General features: G+C 69.9%; 18 protein-coding genes and 1 tRNA gene. 7 read left to right on the forward strand and 12 right to left on the reverse strand.

Features of this window, described 5'->3' with window-relative positions; genetic code table 11:
* Window position 1: 1 nt before the first annotated feature.
* The 4 genes from AB4Z18_RS10880 (at window position 2) to AB4Z18_RS10895 (ending at window position 2,672) form a co-directional block, all read left to right on the forward strand.
* Entirely contained in the window at window positions 2-736 is a 735-nt protein-coding gene (locus AB4Z18_RS10880) for an ABC transporter ATP-binding protein (RefSeq protein WP_441782691.1), read from the forward strand.
* Window positions 737-907: 171 nt separating this feature from the next.
* A complete protein-coding gene (locus AB4Z18_RS10885; protein WP_441782692.1) occupies window positions 908-1,159 on the forward strand; it encodes a hypothetical protein in 252 nt (83 codons plus the stop codon).
* A gap of 148 nt (window positions 1,160-1,307) precedes the next feature.
* Window positions 1,308-1,619 carry a helix-turn-helix domain-containing protein gene (locus AB4Z18_RS10890; protein WP_441782693.1) on the forward strand — a complete coding sequence of 104 codons (312 nt, stop codon included), beginning with the start codon at window positions 1,308-1,310 and terminating at the stop codon, window positions 1,617-1,619.
* Window positions 1,620-1,646: 27 nt separating this feature from the next.
* On the forward strand, window positions 1,647-2,672 hold the full coding sequence (locus AB4Z18_RS10895; protein WP_441782694.1) for a hypothetical protein: 1,026 nt from the start codon (window positions 1,647-1,649) through the stop codon (window positions 2,670-2,672).
* 1 nt (window position 2,673) lies between these two features.
* On the opposite strand, the gene AB4Z18_RS10900 is transcribed toward AB4Z18_RS10895, so the two are convergent.
* The 4 genes from AB4Z18_RS10900 to AB4Z18_RS10915 all read right to left on the reverse strand — a co-directional run bounded on the left by AB4Z18_RS10900 (window position 2,674) and on the right by AB4Z18_RS10915 (window position 7,216).
* On the reverse strand, window positions 2,674-3,558 hold the full coding sequence (locus tag AB4Z18_RS10900; protein ID WP_441782695.1) for a glycosyltransferase family 2 protein: 885 nt from the start codon (window positions 3,556-3,558) through the stop codon (window positions 2,674-2,676).
* On the reverse strand, window positions 3,551-4,366 hold the full coding sequence (locus tag AB4Z18_RS10905; protein ID WP_441782696.1) for a CDP-alcohol phosphatidyltransferase family protein: 816 nt from the start codon (window positions 4,364-4,366) through the stop codon (window positions 3,551-3,553). The genes AB4Z18_RS10900 and AB4Z18_RS10905 overlap by 8 nt, the downstream gene beginning before the upstream one ends.
* Before the next feature lie 2 nt (window positions 4,367-4,368).
* Window positions 4,369-5,412 (reverse strand): glycosyltransferase family 2 protein, encoded by a 1,044-nt coding sequence (locus tag AB4Z18_RS10910; RefSeq protein WP_441782697.1) that lies wholly within the window; start codon window positions 5,410-5,412, stop codon window positions 4,369-4,371.
* Between the two features lie 142 nt (window positions 5,413-5,554).
* The gene (locus AB4Z18_RS10915) at window positions 5,555-7,216 is read right to left on the reverse strand and encodes a trypsin-like peptidase domain-containing protein (RefSeq protein ID WP_441782698.1); all 1,662 of its coding nucleotides are present in this window, start codon (window positions 7,214-7,216) and stop codon (window positions 5,555-5,557) included.
* 145 nt (window positions 7,217-7,361) lie between these two features.
* Between AB4Z18_RS10915 and AB4Z18_RS10920 the strand changes: the two genes are divergently transcribed.
* Entirely contained in the window at window positions 7,362-8,558 is a 1,197-nt protein-coding gene (locus AB4Z18_RS10920) for an aminotransferase class I/II-fold pyridoxal phosphate-dependent enzyme (RefSeq protein WP_441782699.1), read from the forward strand.
* Between the two features lie 18 nt (window positions 8,559-8,576).
* Here AB4Z18_RS10920 and AB4Z18_RS10925 read toward each other — a convergent pair whose 3' ends face one another.
* From AB4Z18_RS10925 to AB4Z18_RS10955, 7 genes are read right to left on the reverse strand one after another with little or no spacing between them, the layout of a single operon-like run.
* Window positions 8,577-9,416 carry a carbon-nitrogen hydrolase family protein gene (locus tag AB4Z18_RS10925; protein ID WP_441782700.1) on the reverse strand — a complete coding sequence of 280 codons (840 nt, stop codon included), beginning with the start codon at window positions 9,414-9,416 and terminating at the stop codon, window positions 8,577-8,579.
* Entirely contained in the window at window positions 9,413-11,191 is a 1,779-nt protein-coding gene (locus AB4Z18_RS10930; RefSeq protein WP_441782701.1) for a sensor histidine kinase, read from the reverse strand. Before AB4Z18_RS10930 ends, AB4Z18_RS10925 begins: the two co-directional genes overlap by 4 nt.
* Entirely contained in the window at window positions 11,188-11,595 is a 408-nt protein-coding gene (locus AB4Z18_RS10935; RefSeq protein WP_441782702.1) for a response regulator, read from the reverse strand. The genes AB4Z18_RS10930 and AB4Z18_RS10935 overlap by 4 nt, the downstream gene beginning before the upstream one ends.
* The gene (locus AB4Z18_RS10940; RefSeq protein ID WP_441782703.1) at window positions 11,588-11,746 is read right to left on the reverse strand and encodes a hypothetical protein; all 159 of its coding nucleotides are present in this window, start codon (window positions 11,744-11,746) and stop codon (window positions 11,588-11,590) included. Before AB4Z18_RS10940 ends, AB4Z18_RS10935 begins: the two co-directional genes overlap by 8 nt.
* Window positions 11,743-12,516, reverse strand: coding sequence for a PHP domain-containing protein (locus AB4Z18_RS10945; protein ID WP_441782704.1), 774 nt, complete (start codon window positions 12,514-12,516; stop codon window positions 11,743-11,745). The genes AB4Z18_RS10940 and AB4Z18_RS10945 overlap by 4 nt, the downstream gene beginning before the upstream one ends.
* Window positions 12,513-13,526 (reverse strand): ATP-grasp domain-containing protein, encoded by a 1,014-nt coding sequence (locus AB4Z18_RS10950; protein WP_441782705.1) that lies wholly within the window; start codon window positions 13,524-13,526, stop codon window positions 12,513-12,515. Before AB4Z18_RS10950 ends, AB4Z18_RS10945 begins: the two co-directional genes overlap by 4 nt.
* Window positions 13,523-14,605: a response regulator gene (locus tag AB4Z18_RS10955; protein WP_441782706.1), complete on the reverse strand. Its 1,083-nt coding sequence runs from the start codon at window positions 14,603-14,605 to the stop codon at window positions 13,523-13,525. The genes AB4Z18_RS10950 and AB4Z18_RS10955 overlap by 4 nt, the downstream gene beginning before the upstream one ends.
* A 119-nt stretch (window positions 14,606-14,724) precedes the next feature.
* On the opposite strand from AB4Z18_RS10955, the gene AB4Z18_RS10960 reads away from it, so the two are divergent.
* Window positions 14,725-14,798 (forward strand) — tRNA-Met (locus tag AB4Z18_RS10960).
* A 56-nt stretch (window positions 14,799-14,854) separates the two neighbouring features.
* Here AB4Z18_RS10960 and AB4Z18_RS10965 read toward each other — a convergent pair.
* On the reverse strand, window positions 14,855-15,943 hold the full coding sequence (locus tag AB4Z18_RS10965; protein ID WP_441782707.1) for a hypothetical protein: 1,089 nt from the start codon (window positions 15,941-15,943) through the stop codon (window positions 14,855-14,857).
* Window positions 15,944-16,042: 99 nt separating this feature from the next.
* Here AB4Z18_RS10965 and AB4Z18_RS10970 point away from each other — a divergent pair, with 99 nt between their 5' ends.
* Window positions 16,043-17,182, forward strand: a complete 1,140-nt coding sequence (locus AB4Z18_RS10970; RefSeq protein WP_441782708.1) for an ROK family protein — start codon at window positions 16,043-16,045, stop codon at window positions 17,180-17,182.
* The last annotated feature ends 35 nt before the right edge of the window (window positions 17,183-17,217 follow it).

Genomic DNA, 17,217 nt, shown 5'->3' on the forward strand with positions numbered 1-17,217 from the left:
AGTGACCCCCGTCATCTCCGTCGACGGTCTCGGAGTCCGTTTCCGCCGCAACCGGGGCGCCCGTCGCTCGTTCAAGGACCTCTTCTCGAACCGGGAGCGGCGGGTCCGTCCTGACGACTTCTGGGCGTTGCGCAACGTCAGCTTCCGGGTTCAGCCTGGCGAGGCCATCGGTGTGGTCGGCCGGAACGGCCAGGGCAAGTCGACCCTCCTGAAGCTCGTGGCGGGCGTGCTCCTGCCCGATGAAGGCACGGTGAAGGTGACGGACGGTGTCGCCCCCCTCATCGAGATCACCGGCGGGTTCGTCGACGACCTGACGGTACGCGACAACGTGTACCTGACGGCCGGCCTGCACGGGATGTCGCGGGCCCAGATCGACGAGCGGTTCGGCGAGATCATCGATTTCGCCGAGATCGGCGACTTCGTCGACACGCCGTACAAGCACCTCTCCAGCGGCATGAAGGTGCGCATCGCGTTCTCCGTCATCTCGCAGCTGGAGGAGCCGGTGCTGCTCGTGGACGAGGTGCTCGCCGTCGGCGACCGCGGCTTCCGCGAGAAGTGCTACCGGCGGATCGAGGAGCTTCTGGCGGGCGGTCGCACCCTCTTCTTCGTCTCGCACAATGAGAAGGATCTGCGCCGCTTCTGCGAGCGGGGCCTGTATCTGGACAAGGGTGCGCTGGTGCTCGACGGCCCGATCGCGGACGTGCTGGAGCTGTACAACGCCGACTACGGCACCTGAGAAGAAATCGTCCCCAGAAATTATTTCGGTGGGTTGTCCCCGGAAGTGGTGTTCGTGCCCGATTACGGGCCATCGAGCGTCGGAGGGGCTGGTTAGCGTCATCGCATGAATCGTCTCCGGTTTCTTCGCAGTCCCTCGCCGAGTCCTCGTCCTCGTCGCCTCGCCTACCCCGTGCCGTGGAACGTCGATCGCACCACGGCGCCCCACTACCGGCTTGTCAACGCCGGCCGCGAGACGCTCAGCGGCGTCACCGTGAGCATCGCCGGCAGCGCGCACCTGCGCGTGAGCGCGCCGAGCGCGGTCGCCCCCGGCGAAGCCGTGCGCGCGAGCGTCTCCGGCCGCGACCCGGCCCGCGACAGCGTCCTGGTCGTCCGCTGGTTCCCGCCGGACGGCCGGGAGTACCTCTGGCAGATAAGCCTCTGAGCGCCGCCCTCGGGCCGCTGGTGCGGCCCGAGGGCGCTCTTCCAAATGCCTACATCAACAGCATTTTCGGCATGAATGACGTGAGGTCCACCGATCGGGGTGCAGGTGCTCTGGAGTCGGTCGGTGCTCCGGCCGTTCACTGGAGAGCATGAAGAACCCAGTCGCCCCTGCTGCACAAATGCTCGGCGAACGCGTCCGCCGGGCGCGCATCCACCTCGGCCTCAGCCAGGAGGCCATCGCGGGCCTCGCGTCGATGCACGTCACCAACTACGGCAAGATCGAGCGCGGCGACGCCAACCCGAGCCTGCTCACCATCGTGCGGATCGCGGCAGTGCTCGGAACGAGCGTCGCCGCTCTCACCGAGGAGATCACGAGGGAGCACCTGCCGACCGGGATGCGCGTGCTCCCTGCCCGGGAGTACCTCATCGAGCGAGAACGTCGCCTGCGCCGGTCGCGCTGACAGCGATCCGGCCTACACTCTCTGGAGATGGCCAAGAAGCAGCAACCGATCGTCTCCGTCACCGGCGGCCCGCCACGGGGTGGCGACACGCCCCGAGCGCTGAACACGACCCTGGACCGTTTTCTCGGCATCCAGCGGCCGGTGGTCGTCGCGCATCTCCGCAGTCTCCGGCGGCGGCATCCCGACGCCTCCGCCGACGAACTGGCGCGCATCCTCGAACGGCGGTATCTCGCGGCAGTGACGAGCGGCGGCGCCGCGGTCGGTGCGACGGCGGTGATCCCCGCGATCGGCACCGGTGTCACGCTCGCGCTGTCGGGGCTGGAGACCGCCGGCTTCCTCGAGGCCACGGCGCTGTATGCCCAGTCCATGAGCGAGCTGCACGGCATCGCGATCGATGACCCCGAGCGGGCGCGGGCGCTCGTGCTCACCATGATGCTCGGACGGGAGGGCTCCGACCTCGTGCGCCAGCTGGCCGGCCAATTCGCCGGCGGCGGCGTCACGCGCACCGCCTATTGGGGCGAACTCGTCACCTCCAGCCTGCCGTCCATCGTCGTCGGGCCGCTCGTCGATCGGCTCAAGAAGGCCTTCGTCCGGCAGTTCGCCCTACGGGGCGGCGCGAGCATCCTGGCGCGCGCCATCCCCTTCGGGATCGGCGCCGTCATCGGCGGCACCGGCAACAACATCCTGGGCCGTCGCGTAGTGCAGAATGCCCGCCTGGCCTTCGGGCCGCCCCCGCTCGTGATCCCCGAGGTCCTGACACCGATCGAAGGCCCTGGTGCGGTCCGCCGCCTCGGGTCGGCGACGGGAGCGGGCGTCGTCCGGATGTCGACCGCCACAGGAGCCGGAGTTGTGCGGGCGAGTTCCGCGACCGGTGCCGGGGTGATCCGTGTCGGCACGGTCCTGCGGGGCGCGCTGCCGCGACGACGCAAGAAAACGTCAGGCGATACGGAGGAGCCGCTCGCTTTGGAGGGTCTCCCCCAGCCCGCCCCGGACTCGGCGGGCGGCGGCGACGAGGGCGACGACGACAGGCCTCGCGAAAGCGCGGTGGGCTGACCTAGACGATCGGGGGCCGGCCGGCGGCTGTCATGCGCGCGACGGTCCGCCAGCGCAGCGGACGCCTCTCCCCCGGGTCCGTACGCCATCCCTCGCCCCACCCGGCGAACCACGCCCGCAGCACGGCCGGCTTCCGGAACCAGCGCAGCAGCTGGATGCCGGTCCACGACCCGACGTAGAGCGGGACGAGCACAGCCGGGAGGTTGCGCCGAGCCAGCCACACCCTGTTGCGGGCGTTCAGCCGGTAGTAGTACGAGTGCCGGGTCGGCGACACCGACGGGTGCTCGGCGACGAGGTCTCCGGCGTACCAGACGCGCTTGCCCTGATCCCAGACCTTCCAGGCGAGATCGATGCCTTCGTGGGCGTAGAAGAACGGGTCGGCCCAGCCTCCCGCGCACTCGAACACGTCCCGCGGGAGCACGATGACGGCCTCCAGCACCGCGAACACGTTGCTGGAGCGCTCCGGGTCGCCCTTGCGGATGCGCGGGATCCAGCGGCGGGGAGCCGGCCCGCCGTCCGGCACGCGCAGTCGCGGCTGCAGCATCCCGATGCTGGGGTCGGCCCGCAGCTTGCCCACCGCGTCAGCGAGGAACGTCCGCGACGGAATGTCGGCGTCGTCGTCGAGGAAGAACAGCCACTCGCCGCCGACCACCGGAACGCCGGCGTTGCGTCCGGCCGGGATGCCCACGTTCTCCGGCAGCGCGAGCGTGCGGACGCCCTCCGGGAGGGCCGGGTCGGCCGTGGCCGGATCCCAGCCGTTGCCGACCACGACGATGTCGGTGGTCACACCCTCCTGGGCGAGCACCGACTCGACGCCGCGTCGCAGTTCGACCGGCCGCGCGCCCTGCGTGAGCACCACGACCGCGACCCGCGGCTGCTCAGCCACGGACCCGCCGCGACGCCATGATGGTCACGAAGTGGCCCACCGCCGCCAGGATCGACAGCGGCACGAGCGCGACCAGCAGGATGCGGTCGGCGAGCGTCGCCCCGATGAAGAGCCCGACGATAGAGAAGACGAAGATCAGGATGGTCAGCTCGACCGAATGGTAGAGCCGGTGGAACGGCAGGAAGCGGGCGGCCCGGCGCAGCGTCGCCACGAGCCCGTGGGTGGGCGCGTACTCCGACTGCGTATCGGCCAGCTTCGGCAGGCCCGCGTTGGCGCGCGCCACCCGGACCATGTCGTTCAGCGCCTTGTTGAGCACGATGACGAGGGCGAGGAGCGTGCCAAGGTTCGTCCAGAGGAAGTCCTGGGGCGCCTCGAACGGGTACCCCGCCGCGCGGATGCCGAGCACGATGGCGATCAGCGTCTCGGTCGTGTAGTGCCCGACGTTGTCGAGGAAGATGCCGGCCGGCGATGACGTGCCGCGCCAGCGCGCGACCTCGCCGTCGCAGCAGTCGACCAGCATCTGCAGCTGACCGAGCACCAGCGCGAAGGCGGCGCCCGCGATACCGGGGATCAGCAGGGATGCGGCGGTCGCCCATCCGGTCAGGATCATCAGACCGGTCACGCCGTTGGCGGAGATCGAGGTCTTCAGCAGGAACCAGGTGAGGTACGGCGACAGGTTCCGCAGGTACAGCGACGCCGTCCAGTGTTCGGCGTTGCGGCGGCCCCGCACTTCTGGGGGCTGTGCGACGGCCCTCAGCTCGGCGATCGAGGACGGACGGGCGCCGTGCGCTGCTCCGGGTGCGGTCATGCCTACCTTCCGGTGTGGGCGGTGATGTTGCGGGTGAGGGACAGGTATCCGAGGATGAAGCCGATCCCCCAGCTGAAGTGGATGCAGGGCAAGACTACGAGAAACCAGAGGAACGGGCGAAGGCCGTCTCGACGGCCCCAGAGGAGCGCCGACACGATGACGATCGCCGCGTACACGGCGGGGACGGCGAAGCCCCAGAGCAGCCACGGCGCCGCTCCGAGCACCGCCTGGACGATCCCGACGAGGCCGAGCACAGTACCGACGGCGACACCGACCACCATGACCGGGGGCGCGAAGTACCGCAGCCCGTTGGAGGCCGGGAAGCGGCGCGCGAGCTCACCACGCCAGATGCCGGTGGAGAAGAACTGCCGGGCGAGCCGGTAGAGGTTGGGCCGCGGCCGGTAGGTCACCTTCAGGCGGGGCGTGAACCACACCGTTCCGCCGGAGGTGCGGAGCCGGCGGTTCAGCTCCCAGTCCTGCCCCCGCTTGATCTCCTCATCGAAGAGGCCGACCTCGATCAGGCGGTCACGCCGGAAGACGCCGAGGTAGACGGTCTCGGCCGGCCCCGCTTCTCCTCCGACGTGCAGCTTCGTGCCGCCGAGGCCGACGCGGCTGCCGTAGGCGCGCGCGACGGCGCGTTCGAAGTCCGTCGTGCCCTGCGCATCCATCAGTCCGCCGACGTTGTCGGCGCCGGTCTCGAGGATCGTCTCGACGGCGATCCGGGCGTAGTCCGGAGGCAGGACGCTGTGCGCATCCACCCGGATCACGATGGGGTACCGCGACTCGCGGATGGCCAGGTTGAGCCCGGCAGGCGTGGAACCGACCGCGTTGTCGAGCACCCGGATGCGCGGGTCGACCGCTGCGAGCTCCGCGACGAGCTCCGTAGTCCCGTCGATGCTCGGACCGAGCGCGATGGCGACCTCGAACGGACCGGCGTAATCCTGCGCGAGCAGACTGTCGACGGCGGCGCGCACGTGGGTGACCTCGTTGAGCACGGGCATCACGTACGAGACACCGGGGAGGGTGTTCACGGAGTCGTCCGGCATCTGATCCTTCGGTCTAACGGGTCGGCGTCGAGCCTACCAGCCGGCCCCTGCGACCAGCCCGGGAGCGGGCCGCACGCTCGCGGGCGGACAACGGCAGAGGGCCGCCCCGCGATGCGGGACGGCCCTCGTACGTGCTGGCCGGTCACTCGGCGGGGAGCGTCCCCAGCGTCACCGTGGCGGTCTTCGTCTGACCGTCGCGGATGTAGGTCACATCCACCTTGGAACCTGCGGCCTGGGCCCGCACCTGAGCGGTGAGGTCCGTCGCGTCGGTGATCGGGGTGTCGTCGAAGTTCACCACGACGTCGCCGGCCTTGAGGCCCGCACCGGCAGCGGCGCCGCCCGAGCTGACACTCTTGACCAGAGCGCCGACCGTGGTGGCCTTCGCGTCGCTGCTGGCATCGGACACCGAAGCGCCCAGGAGGCCGTGCGTCGCCGATCCGTTCTTGATGATCTCGTCGGAGACGCGCTTGGCGAGGTCGGACGGGATGGCGAAGCCGACGCCGATGCTCCCGGACTGCGAACCGTCGGTGCTGGAGCCGCCGGCGCTGGCGATGGCGACGTTCACGCCGATCAGCTCGCCCTTCGAGTTCAGGAGGGCGCCGCCCGAGTTGCCGGGGTTGATGGAGGCGTCGGTCTGGATGACCGGCAGCGAGATGGTCCCGGTGGTGCTCTGCTGCTGCTGCTGCTGCTGCTGACCGCCCTGGTCGGGGAAGTCGAAGTTGAACGGGTTCTGGCTTCCGCCGCCGCTGTTGGAGTCGTCCTTGGGAGCCGCGGACGAGGCGATGCTGATGCTGCGGTTGAGTGCGCTCACGATGCCGTCGGTGACGGTGCCGGAGAGGCCGAGCGGTGCGCCGATGGCGACGGTCGTGCTTCCGACGTTGAGCTTGCTCGAGTCGCCCCAGGTCATCGGGGTGAGCCCGGAGGCCTTGTCGAGCTTGATCACGGCGAGGTCGGTGGTCGGGTCGGTGCCGACGATCTTGGCGGTGTAGATCTTGCCGTCGTTGTCGGTGACCGTGACGTTCACGTCGGACGCCTGGCCGTCGAGGGTGACGACGTGGGTGTTCGTGAGCACGTAGCCGTCGGAGGTCAGGACGATGCCGGAGCCGGTCCCGCCAGAGCTGGACGCGCTCACCGAGATCGTGACGACGCTCGGCGAGGCCTTCGCGGCGACAGCGGTGATGATGCTGGCGTTGTTGGCGTCGTTGACGGTGATGTTCTGCGGGCCGGAGACGGTCTTGATCGTCGCGTTGCCGGAGTCGGTCGCCGCGTAGATGCCGACGCCGGCGCCTGCGCCGGCGACGCCGCCGATCAGGGCGCCGATGGCGAGCGTTGCGATGATGAGGCCGGTGCCCGCGCGCTTCGCGGGCTTCGGGGCGGTCGCCGTGGCCGCTCCAGGCGCGGCGGCGTAGGCCTGCTGGTGTCCGTTCGGCGCGTACGGCTGCTGGCCGTAGCCGGCCGGCTGGCCGAAGGAGCCGTTTCCGTAGTGCGGCTGCTGCGGCTGCTGCGGCTGCTGGCCGTACGGCTGGCCGTAGGGCTGCTGCGGCGGGACGGGCTGGGTCGGCTGGGTCGGGTGGGCAGCGGGCTGCTGCGCGGTCGGCTGCTGCGCCGTCGGCTGCTGTGCGGTCGGCTGCTGCGCCGTCGGCTGCTGTGCGGTCGGCTGCTGCGCCGTCGGCTGCTCCGCCGTCGGCTGGGGCGCGGCCGGGGCGGCGCTCGGCTGCTCGGTGCCGGCAGCATCCACGACCGCAGCGGTGTCGGCGTCGTGCTCGGGCTTCGCGGGCTCCGGGGTGTTCGGGGTGTCGGTCATGGTGTTGCTCCTTCCAAGCACATTCAGCTTGGGATGCGAACCTGGACGTTTTATTTGCCGATGCTGTGGACGGCCTTCTGCCTGTCGATGACTCTCCCCAACGTATCCGATGGGTTGGTTGCGAGTAAGGCCGTACCGTGGACTCATGACGATTCCCGGAGCGTGGCGACGAGCCGCTGACGGCGCGGGCCTCCTGGGCGCCGACGGCGCCGTGCGTCCGACGATCTTCGCCGAGATGAGCGCACTCGCTGTGAGCACGGGCGCCATCAACCTCGGCCAGGGCTTCCCGGACGAGGACGGGCCGACCGAGGTGCTGAATGCGGCGGTCGCCGCCATCCGCGACGGTGAGAACCAGTACCCTCCCGGGCGCGGCATCCCGGACCTCAGGCTCGCCGTCGCCGAGCACCAGCGGCGCTTCTACGGCCTCGAGGTCGATCCGGACACCGAGGTGCTGATCACCGCGGGCGCGACCGAGGCGATCGCTGCCACTCTCCTGGCGCTGCTCGAACCCGGCGACGAGGTAGTCACCTTCGAGCCGTACTACGACGAATACGGGGCGGTCATCGCCCTCGCGGGCGGCGTGCACCGAACCGTTCCCTTGGACCCGCCGGCGTTCCTCCCGGACCTCGCCCGGCTGCGCGAGACCGTTTCGGACCGGACGCGCGTCATCCTCGTCAACACGCCGCACAACCCAACCGGAACCGTGCTCGACCGCGAGACCCTGAGCACCATCGTGGAGCTGGCCGAACGGCACGACGCGATCATCGTCACCGACTCCGTGTACGAGCACCTCACGTTCGGGCCCGAGCACATCCCGATCGAGATGCTCCCGGGGGCACGGGAGAGGACGGTCGCGATCTCCTCCGGCGGGAAGACGTTCAACACGACCGGGTGGAAGGTGGGCTGGCTGACCGCTCCGCCGGAACTCGTCACGGCGGTTCTCGCGGTCAAGCAGTACCTCACCTATGTGAACGGTGCTCCGTTCCAGCCGGCCATCGCCGCGGGCCTTCGCCTGCCGAACACCTACTTCGCCGCGATCGGGCGCGCGCTCGCGCACAAGCGCGACGTGCTCTCCGAGGGCCTCCGCGCTGCCGGCTTCGACGTGTACCCGTCGGCCGGCACGTACTTCGTCGTCGCCGACGCCGCACCGCTCGGGTTCGCGGATGCCGCGGACCTGTGCCGCCGTCTGCCTGAGCTCGCCGGGGTGGTCGCCGTGCCGCTCGGCGCCTTCAGCCGCGGAGAGTATGCAGCGCGCACCGCATCCCTCGTCCGCTTCGCGTTCTGCAAACGCATCGAGGTGCTCGAGGAGGCGGCGGCGCGACTCGCCGCGCTGCCCCACTGAACCCACGCCGTCGACGGCTCAGGGCAGCGGAGTGATGCCGTAGCGCCGGAGCAGCAGCGCGGGGTTGCGCTCGCGTACCTCCCGGACGCGCGCGGTCGACACCTCCGCGACGGCGACGCCGGTCGTCTCAGCGAGAGCCGCGAGCGTCACGCCCATCGGGTCGAGGACGGCGCTCAGGCCGACGCCGATTCCGGGTGGATGGTCGGCGGCGGCCAGATACAGCGTGTTCTCGATCGCACGTGCGGCCAGCAGAGTCGACCAGTGGAACTCCTTGAGCGGACCGCGCACCCATTCGGCGGGAACCGCGACCAGCTGCGCGCCGGCGTCCGCCAGGCGGCGCGTCACCTCCGGGAAGCGCAGGTCGTAGCAGGTCTGCAGCCCGACGGTCACACCGTCCACTTCGAAGGTCTGGGGGTCGTCGAGCGCCCCCGGCACGACCCACTCCGATTCGCGGGCGCCGAATGCGTCGTACAGGTGCTGCTTGCGGTACGTCGCGACGACGTCGCCGGAGGGCGCGACCGCGACCAGCGTGTTGGAGAACTTGCGCGACTCCTCGGTGCGCTCGACCAGCCCAGCCACGATGAAGAGATCGTTCTCGCGCGCGGCCGCCGAGAGCGCCCCGACGAAGTCGCCGTCCAGGGACTCCGCATTGCGGGCGAACGACGGTCCGAGCGGATCGGTGAAGTACGACGCGTACTCCGGGAGGATCACCAGGCGTGCGCCCCTGGAGGCTGCGACCGCGATCAGCCCGGCCACCACATCCCGATTGTGGACGCGGTCGTCGCCCGGCGCGAACTGCGCCACCGCGACGGCGACCGTGCGGTCGTCGATCGTCAGCTCCGCCGGCCGGTCGGTCACGGCGCGACCTCTGCGTGCGGGATGGCCTCGGTCACCGGCCGCGGCGTCTCCACCGGCAGGACGATGCTGATGGAGGTGCCGACGCCCTCTTCGCTGGCGATGTCCAGACGGCCGCCGTGTGCGGTGACGATCGCTTTCGTGATCGTCAGCCCGAGTCCGACGCCCGGCACCGCATTGCGGGTCGCGGTGGAGGCACGGAAGAACCGCTGCGACAGCTGGCTCAGTTCGACGGCGGGGATGCCGATGCCCGTGTCAGTCACGGCGATCACGGCTTGTTCGCCGTCACGGCGCAGCGACACCGTGACCGTCCCGCCGGAGGAGGTGAACTTGAGTGCGTTCGAGACGAGGTTGTCGACGGCTTGGCCGAGGCGGAGCGTGTCCCCGCGCACCTCGAGCGGCAGGTCGGGTACCTCGCGGACCAGCGTGACCCCGGCGTTGGCCGCCACGGGACGTGCCGACTCCACCGAGGCCGACACGACGGCGCCGAGCTCCACATCCTTGATGTCGAGCGGGAAGCGGCCCGACTCCACCTGCGCCGTGAAGAGCAGGTCGCCCACCAGACGGAGCAGGCGGTGCGCGTTGCGTTCGGCGACGGCCAGGTACTGCAACTGCTCCTCCGAGAGGGGCGCATCCTCGTCGTCGCGCATGAGTTCCAGGTAGCCGAGGATGGAGCTGAGCGGCGTGCGCAGCTCGTGCGAGATCAGGCCGACGAACTCGTCCTTCAGCCGCGCGAACTCCCGCGCCTGCGTCATGTCGGTCGCGACGAAGATGAAACCGACGCGGTGGCCGTTCTCGTCCAGGCGCGGGGTCGCCGCGACCTGGACGGCGACGCGCTTGCCGTCCGGACGGAGGTACGTCCAGTCGCGAACATCCGCCGATCCGGCACGCACCGTGTCGACGAGAGCCGAGAACGTGTCCATGCTCGACACGGTGGTGAAGCGCGCATCCATGTCCTGCAGCCGCTGCTCGATCTCCTCCTGCAGGTGGAAGTCGATGACGTGGTGCTTCCCGTCGACGACCTGCTTCTCGGTGAGGCCGAGCATCTTCTCCGCGCCCGGGTTCCACACGTCGATGAGGCCGTCGAGGTCGGTGCCGATCACGGACTGCTCGGTGACGGCGTTCCAGATGCTCTGGATGAGACGGTTCGCCGTCTTGAGGCGTGCCTCGTTCAGGACCAGCTCATCCTGCGAGGAGACGGCCTGCGCGAGGAGCTGCTCCTGCTGCTCACTCGACGCGTGCGCTGCGGCCAGCTGGACCCGCATCCTGTGCGCGATCTCGTTGATGACGACCGCGACGATGAAGTAGATGATCGGTGAGAAGAAGGCCCGCACGATATCCCCCGGCCCTCCCGAGCCGCTGTCGAAGACGAGCGGCGCGAGCAGCACCACGAAGGTGGTGAGCGACGCGATGAGGATGTTGATGCGCCCCGCTTCGGAGGCGATCCACACGAACGGCAGCAGCGTCAGCACGACGAACGGCGAGGCCGAGGAGCCGGTGCCCAGCCGGAGGAGGCCGACCGCGAGCAGCGACAACGTCGGCACGATGACCGCCCACTCCGGGTGCAGCCGCCGCCACGGGACGACGAACGACAGGATCGACGCGATCGTCACGAGTCCGATGCCGGCGAGGAACTGCGGCCCGTTGGTGATCGGCACACCGTTCGGCACGGCGGCGATGACCGCGGCGATCGCGAAGCCGATGATGGTCGGCACCTGCTTCATGAAGGCCGACGGCGAGTCGATCGGGATGCGGCTGAGCCAGCGGTCGACGGTCATGCGGGCTCCCCCAGCTCCAGCATCTCGCGGATGCGGGTCGAGAGCAGTCGTGGGCTGAACGGCTTCACGATGAAGCTGTCCGAGCGGTCCGCCACGATGCCGTGATCGGTGAGCAGCTGCACTGACGCCGAGACCATGAGGATCAGCGTCGACTTGGTCGCGGCGTCCGAGCGGATCGCCTCGGCCACTTCGATGCCGTTGAGCCCGGGCATCGAGATGTCCAGCACCGCCAGGTCGATGTCGCCCGACTGCACCGCCGTGAGGGCGGAGCGACCGTTGTCGACAGCTGCGACGATCTGCACACCTGCGCGTTTCGCCGCGATGGTCATCAGTCCGCGGATGTCGTCGTCATCGTCCGCGATCACGATCCGCCGGACGCGCTCGGCCGCCCCGGTGTCAGACATGCAGGAACACCACGCGCACGACGACGATCGCCGCGCAGATCAGCAGCGCGATACCGCCGTAGACGGGCAGCCGATACTCCCATCGCCGGTTGCGCTCCAGTTCGTCATGGATGCGCTCGCGCAGCTCGGCCGGGGGTTCGACGGGGCTCATCGTGCTTCCTCCGTTTCGGTTCCGGCTCGGGCGGCCGCGGCGTCCAGCAGGGCGGGCACGCGTTCGTACCGGCCGACGTCGGCGGCGACGTGGCTGTCCGTCGAGGCAACGATACGCGCGCCCGAGTCCAGGAGCGCGGCGATCGCGTCCGGTCCTGGGCAGTTCCACTTCTCGTTGACCTCCACGATGGTGCCGGTCGCCGCGGCGGCCTCCGCCCACGCGAGCAGGCGTTCGGCGCCGAGCTGCGACTCGTCGAGCCCGACCTTGGGAAGGATCGAGAACCAGTGCGCGAGCTGCGCGTGCGGCGTCCGCTCCATGGCGCGAATGCTCGCGTCGATCAGCAGGTCGAGCGCGTCGTCGTCCGAGAGCCCCGCATCCAGCCGTTCCCGGGTCGCGCTCGGCGACCACGGTCCGTCGGTCCCGGGGAACTGGTGGTCGCCGATGACGACCGCATCCACACCGCCCGGTCCGACCACCAGACCGCTCGGGGTGTCGACCGCTCCACTTGCGTCGAGGAGTTTCGCCTCCACCCCGGTCAGCACCGTCAGTCCGTCCGGGATGCGCTCGGCCGCAACTGCGGCAAGGAACTCGGGCACCCAGGTCGTCGAGGCGCGCACGTGGTCGGTGAGACGTAGCGTGCGGAGCCCTGCCGCCGACGCCGCCGCGATGTTCTCGGCGAGCGTGCTGCGGGCGTCGTCCGAGAAGGTGGAGTGCACATGGAAGTCACCGCCCAGGAGGGCGGGCAGCCGACCGGCCTCCGTCTCCTTCACTCCTCGAGACCCTCGGTGTGCGCGGCATTGTCGGAGACCAGCACGTCGGCAGGGCTGAGGAAGACATCCTCCAGGAAGCGCACGTTCGCGAGCTCCTCGAAATCGACGGCCGACGGCACTGGGCGGCCGAGCACCAGGTCGAGCAGGAGGGACGGCATGTCGACGCCCGCCGCGATCGTCAGCGGCATGGCACCCGGGAACCGCGGGTTGACCTCCAGCAGCGCCGGAACGCCGTCGGAGCTGTAGCGCAGCTGCACATTGGCGACGCCCGCCAGGCCGATCGCCCGCGCGACAGCGGCGGCGGTCTCCGAGAGCTCGGGACGACGGACCGTGCGGCCCGCGATCGAGACACCCGAGTCCACGCGCTCGCGCGACCGGGGGACGGCGGCGATGACCGAGCCGTCGAGAGCGGCGAGCACATCCACCGAGAACTCCTCGCCGGGCAGGTTCTCCTGGATGATGATGCTCTCGTCGGTGCCGAGGGCCTCGAGCGCGGCGCGGTCCGGGATCAGCCGGACACCGCGCGAGCCGGCGCCGCTCCGCGGCTTGATGATCACCGGGAAGGTCCAGTCGGCGGCGACGCCGTCCGTGTTCAGGAGGCGCGTCACCGGCACTCGCGCCTGACCGCCGACCCGCTGGACGAGTGCGAACTTGTCGAGGCAGGTCACCAGGGTGTCGTGCGAGGGCGCGGCCAGCTTCGTGCCGACGGCCTCCAGCTCGTCGCGACGGGCCGCAAGCCCGGGCAGCTCCACATCGACCGTGGAGAAGAGGACGTCGATGCCGTCCTCGCGGCTCATCGCGATCAGCGCATCCACGAACCCGTCGGAGCGGCCGGCGGGCACGATGCGGCGCCGGTCCTCCTCGACGAGGTAGAGGCCGCTCGCCCAGCCGTCCATGTCGGCCGCGAACACCTCCACGTCGTCCCGTGCCAGAAGCGAGCGGATCACGGCGACGCCGGCGGGGCCGCCCGCGCCCGTGACCAGGACGCGGATCGGAGAAGTGTCGGTCATTCAGCGGTCCTGTTCAGTCGATAACCGGCGGCGCGAGCCTCGGTGTGGATGGCGGAGGCGGGCACCGAGATGTCCGCGGTGTCGCGCATCACCTCCAGCGGCTCGCAATTCTTTCCCCCGCCGAAGCGCGACCAGTAGCGGGCGGTCGCGAGCACGAAGTCCGGCTCCAGGTACGCTCGCACGTCGGCCTGGGACCGGAAGCAGTCGATCAGCTGGAGCTTGGTCTCGGTGAACCCGTCGATGGGGACGAAACGAGTCGGGCGGAAGTCGATGGTCGCGGATGGGCTCTGGTAGCAGCAGACAGTGCGCACCGCCCGGGTCGCGACGTTCGTGGCCGCGTGGACGGCGCGGTGATCCTGGTGCCGGTCATGCGAGGAGTGCGTGTAGACGATGTCCGGCTGCACTTCCGCGACGACGCGCTCGATGATGCCGACCGTCGGGTCCGCGGCCGAGATGTGGGTGTCCTCCAGATCTTCGAGGAACAGCCTGGCGCCGAGCAGCTCCGCCGACGCGAGCGACTCGTGCTGCCGGTCGTTGGCGTCGCCGCCGCGGGCGCCGCGCGACATCGTCAGGATGACGACCTGATTGCCAGCGTCACGGTGCGCGGCGAGGATGCCACCCACACCGATCTCCACGTCGTCGGGATGCGCGCCCACGGCGAGCACCACCTGCCGCCTCTGGGCCGCCCGCTTGACGCGGCCCTCCGCGGCGAGCCGGTTCACGATGGCGACGAGCTCGGCCGACGCCACCGGCTTGGTGAGGAATTCGTCCGCCTGAGCACGCAGCGCCGAGACGGCGTAGTCGACCGACACGTGCGCGGTCATGACGACCACGGGCATCCCCGGGTACTGGCTGCGCAGCTCCTTGAGGAGGTCGAGACCCGAGATGCCGGGCATCTCGATGTCGGTGATGACGAGGTCCGGCTCGAACGCGGCGATCTGCTCCAGAGCAACCGACGGATCAGTGACCGCGAGGGCCACCGCATCCGCTCGCTTCTCCAGAATGGTCTTCATGAAGAAGGCCACATCCGGATCGTCTTCGACCACCACGACCCGGTACTTCGTCACGACACTCGCCATCGCATCCCCTATCTCGGAACGACTCTAGTAGGACGACCGGTCCACACGACGGGACGCGCCCGGGCAGGTGTTCGCGATTTCACCTCGTCCCCATCCCGTGCTAGAGTTTCATCTTGTGCCGCGGGGTGGAGCAGCTCGGTAGCTCGCTGGGCTCATAACCCAGAGGTCGTAGGTTCAAATCCTGCCCCCGCAACAAAAAAGGCCCCCTGACCGGGGAATAACCGGTCAGGGGGCCTTACTTTATTGGTCCTACTGGCTCAGTGACGGGCCGATGGTGTCGAGGATGAGCGAGGGAACGTATCCCGGGTCCTCGTAGAGGTGCTGCAGGGCGGCCCTGTCGATGGCGGCGAGGTCCGCCGGCGCAAACGCGCTGTCCCCTCCGGCGGCAGTCCAGGCGCTCTGCCAGATCATCGCCAGGGTGAGGGCGCCGTCGGCGAGGAGGCCGACGGTCCGGGTGCCGAACGCCTTCCAGAGCGCATCCGTCACGGCCACGGAGTCGTCGTCCGGTTTCTTCGCCACCTTCGCGTACGCCGTCACCAGGGTCAGCGGGTCGACCGCTTTCGCGGACCGGTCCATGAGCTGCACGACGGCCGCCGCCGCGCCTGCTCCGGATTGGACGGCTGCGGGCGGTGAGGTGGTCATCAGAGCATCGGCGATCCCGCTGTCGATCTCGACCTGGTGCCGGTCGATCATCGTCGACTCGTACGCCGAATGGACGCCTTTGCCCGTCCCATCCGCCAGACCGTCCGCCATGAAGGAGCCGTGCAGCGGCTGGCACGCGTCTCCGACGTAGTGCGCGACGAGGCCCGCCGCAGCGACGAAGCGGACCGGGTCCTTCGCCGCGATGGCGGCCACCAGCTCGTCGAAGAACTGCCAGACGCGGAACGGCAGAAGCCCCCTGTCGTCCGGCGCCGTGTGGCCGAGGCGTGTGTAGTAGTCCTGCCAGACCGGCACAGAGACGTTCGCCGGATCCGCGACGCAGCGCTGGCGCAGGGTGACGCCGTCGAGCGGTTGATCGATGTCCGCATAGTGGTTCGGATGCTCGGGGCCGGTGCGGAACGCCGTGTCGCGGCCGCCCTTCACCGCACTCGGAAGGTTCTTCCAGACCAGGTCCGGCACATCGGCGAGCGGGACGAATCCCTTGTCCTTCGCCCTCGTGGTCGTGCCGTTCTTCGGGCCGACGCTGATCTGTTGGCCCACGCTGACGCGGTCGCGGTTCGCCGTCATCAGGATGTTCAGATTCGCAGGCTTCACCTGTTCGCAGGCGACCGATGCGATCGTGTAGTGGCCGGTCTTTCCCCAGGACGGCTGCGGCCTCGGCACGCGGCTCCGGTTCATCGGCGGAATCTCCATCGCGCTCCCCTGCTCCCCCGCATCCCCACGACGACGCGTCAGGGGTCACGGTAGCGCGACCGCGTGAACGGTAGGGTCGGGAACGTGACAGAGGAGCACGGAAAGGCGACCCAGTCCGCCGTCCGCGAGCGGAACCTTACGACCGCTCTTCAACTCGTGCTGTCCGGCAACGGCACGGCGACCCGCGCGGGGATCGCCCGGCGGACCGGCCTCACCAGCGCCACCGTGTCCTCCCTGCTCGCGGGGCTCATCGCCGACGGCCTGGTGATCGAAGGGCAGCTCGCCGAGAGCACCGGCGGCAAACGCGCGACCACGCTGCGCATCGCGGCCGAGAACCACGTGGTGCTGGCCCTGATCGTCCAGCCCGGGCTGGTGCGCGGCGCCGTGGTCGATCTCCTCGGGGACGAGGTGGCCACCGCGACGCAGCGGCCGGCGACGCCAGGCTCGATCGAGGATGTGCGGTCGGTCGCGCGCAAGCTGGTGGCGGCGACCTCTGCCCGGATCGTCGCCGTCGGAGTCCAGGTGCCCGGGATCGCCGATGGGAACCTCATCCGCGAGTCGGTGCAGCTGGGATGGACGGACGTCGACCTCGCCCGTGAGCTGAGCGGAATCGTGGATGCGCCCATCCACCTGATCAACGACGCGGATGCCGAGGCCATCGCCGACTCCACGGTCACCGACGACTTCGGGGCCAATCAACTGTTCGTCTCGCTCAGCACCGGCGTTGGCGCGGCGGTCATCATCGACGGCGCGGTCGTCGGCGGGGCCGCGCACCGGGCCGGAGAGATCGGGCACGTGCCCGTGCTGTTCGGGCCGGAGGCTCCGCTGTGCGCGTGCGGCAACCGGGGCTGCCTCGAGGAGATCGTGTCGGTGACCAGCCTGCTCGGGCTGCCCCACGGCACGGATCTGGAGGCGCTCGACCTCGCCGCCCTCGCGGCGACGCAGGAGTCGCGGCAGCGGATCGCCGAGGGTGCCCGGGTGCTCGCCCGCGCCCTACTGCTCGTCGGCGCCGCGCTCGACGTGCCCAACATCGTGCTCGGCGGGGCGGCACCGCGGCTCGGCCCGGAGTTCATCGGGCACCTGCGCGCGGAGGCCGCACGGCATCCCGTGAAGGCTGCGATGCCGCTCGGGTTCCGGTACGCGCGCGCCGCACAGGAGCATCCCTACCGGGGCGCGGCGCAGCACGCGCTGAAGTCGACCCTCGGGGTGACGTGGACGCTGTGATCCCCTGAATACAGGAGGTTGCCGAGTCCTGAATA

The sequence above is a fragment of the Leifsonia sp. 2TAF2 genome (assembly GCF_052115085.1).
Taxonomy (GTDB): Bacteria; Actinomycetota; Actinomycetes; order Actinomycetales; family Microbacteriaceae; genus Leifsonia.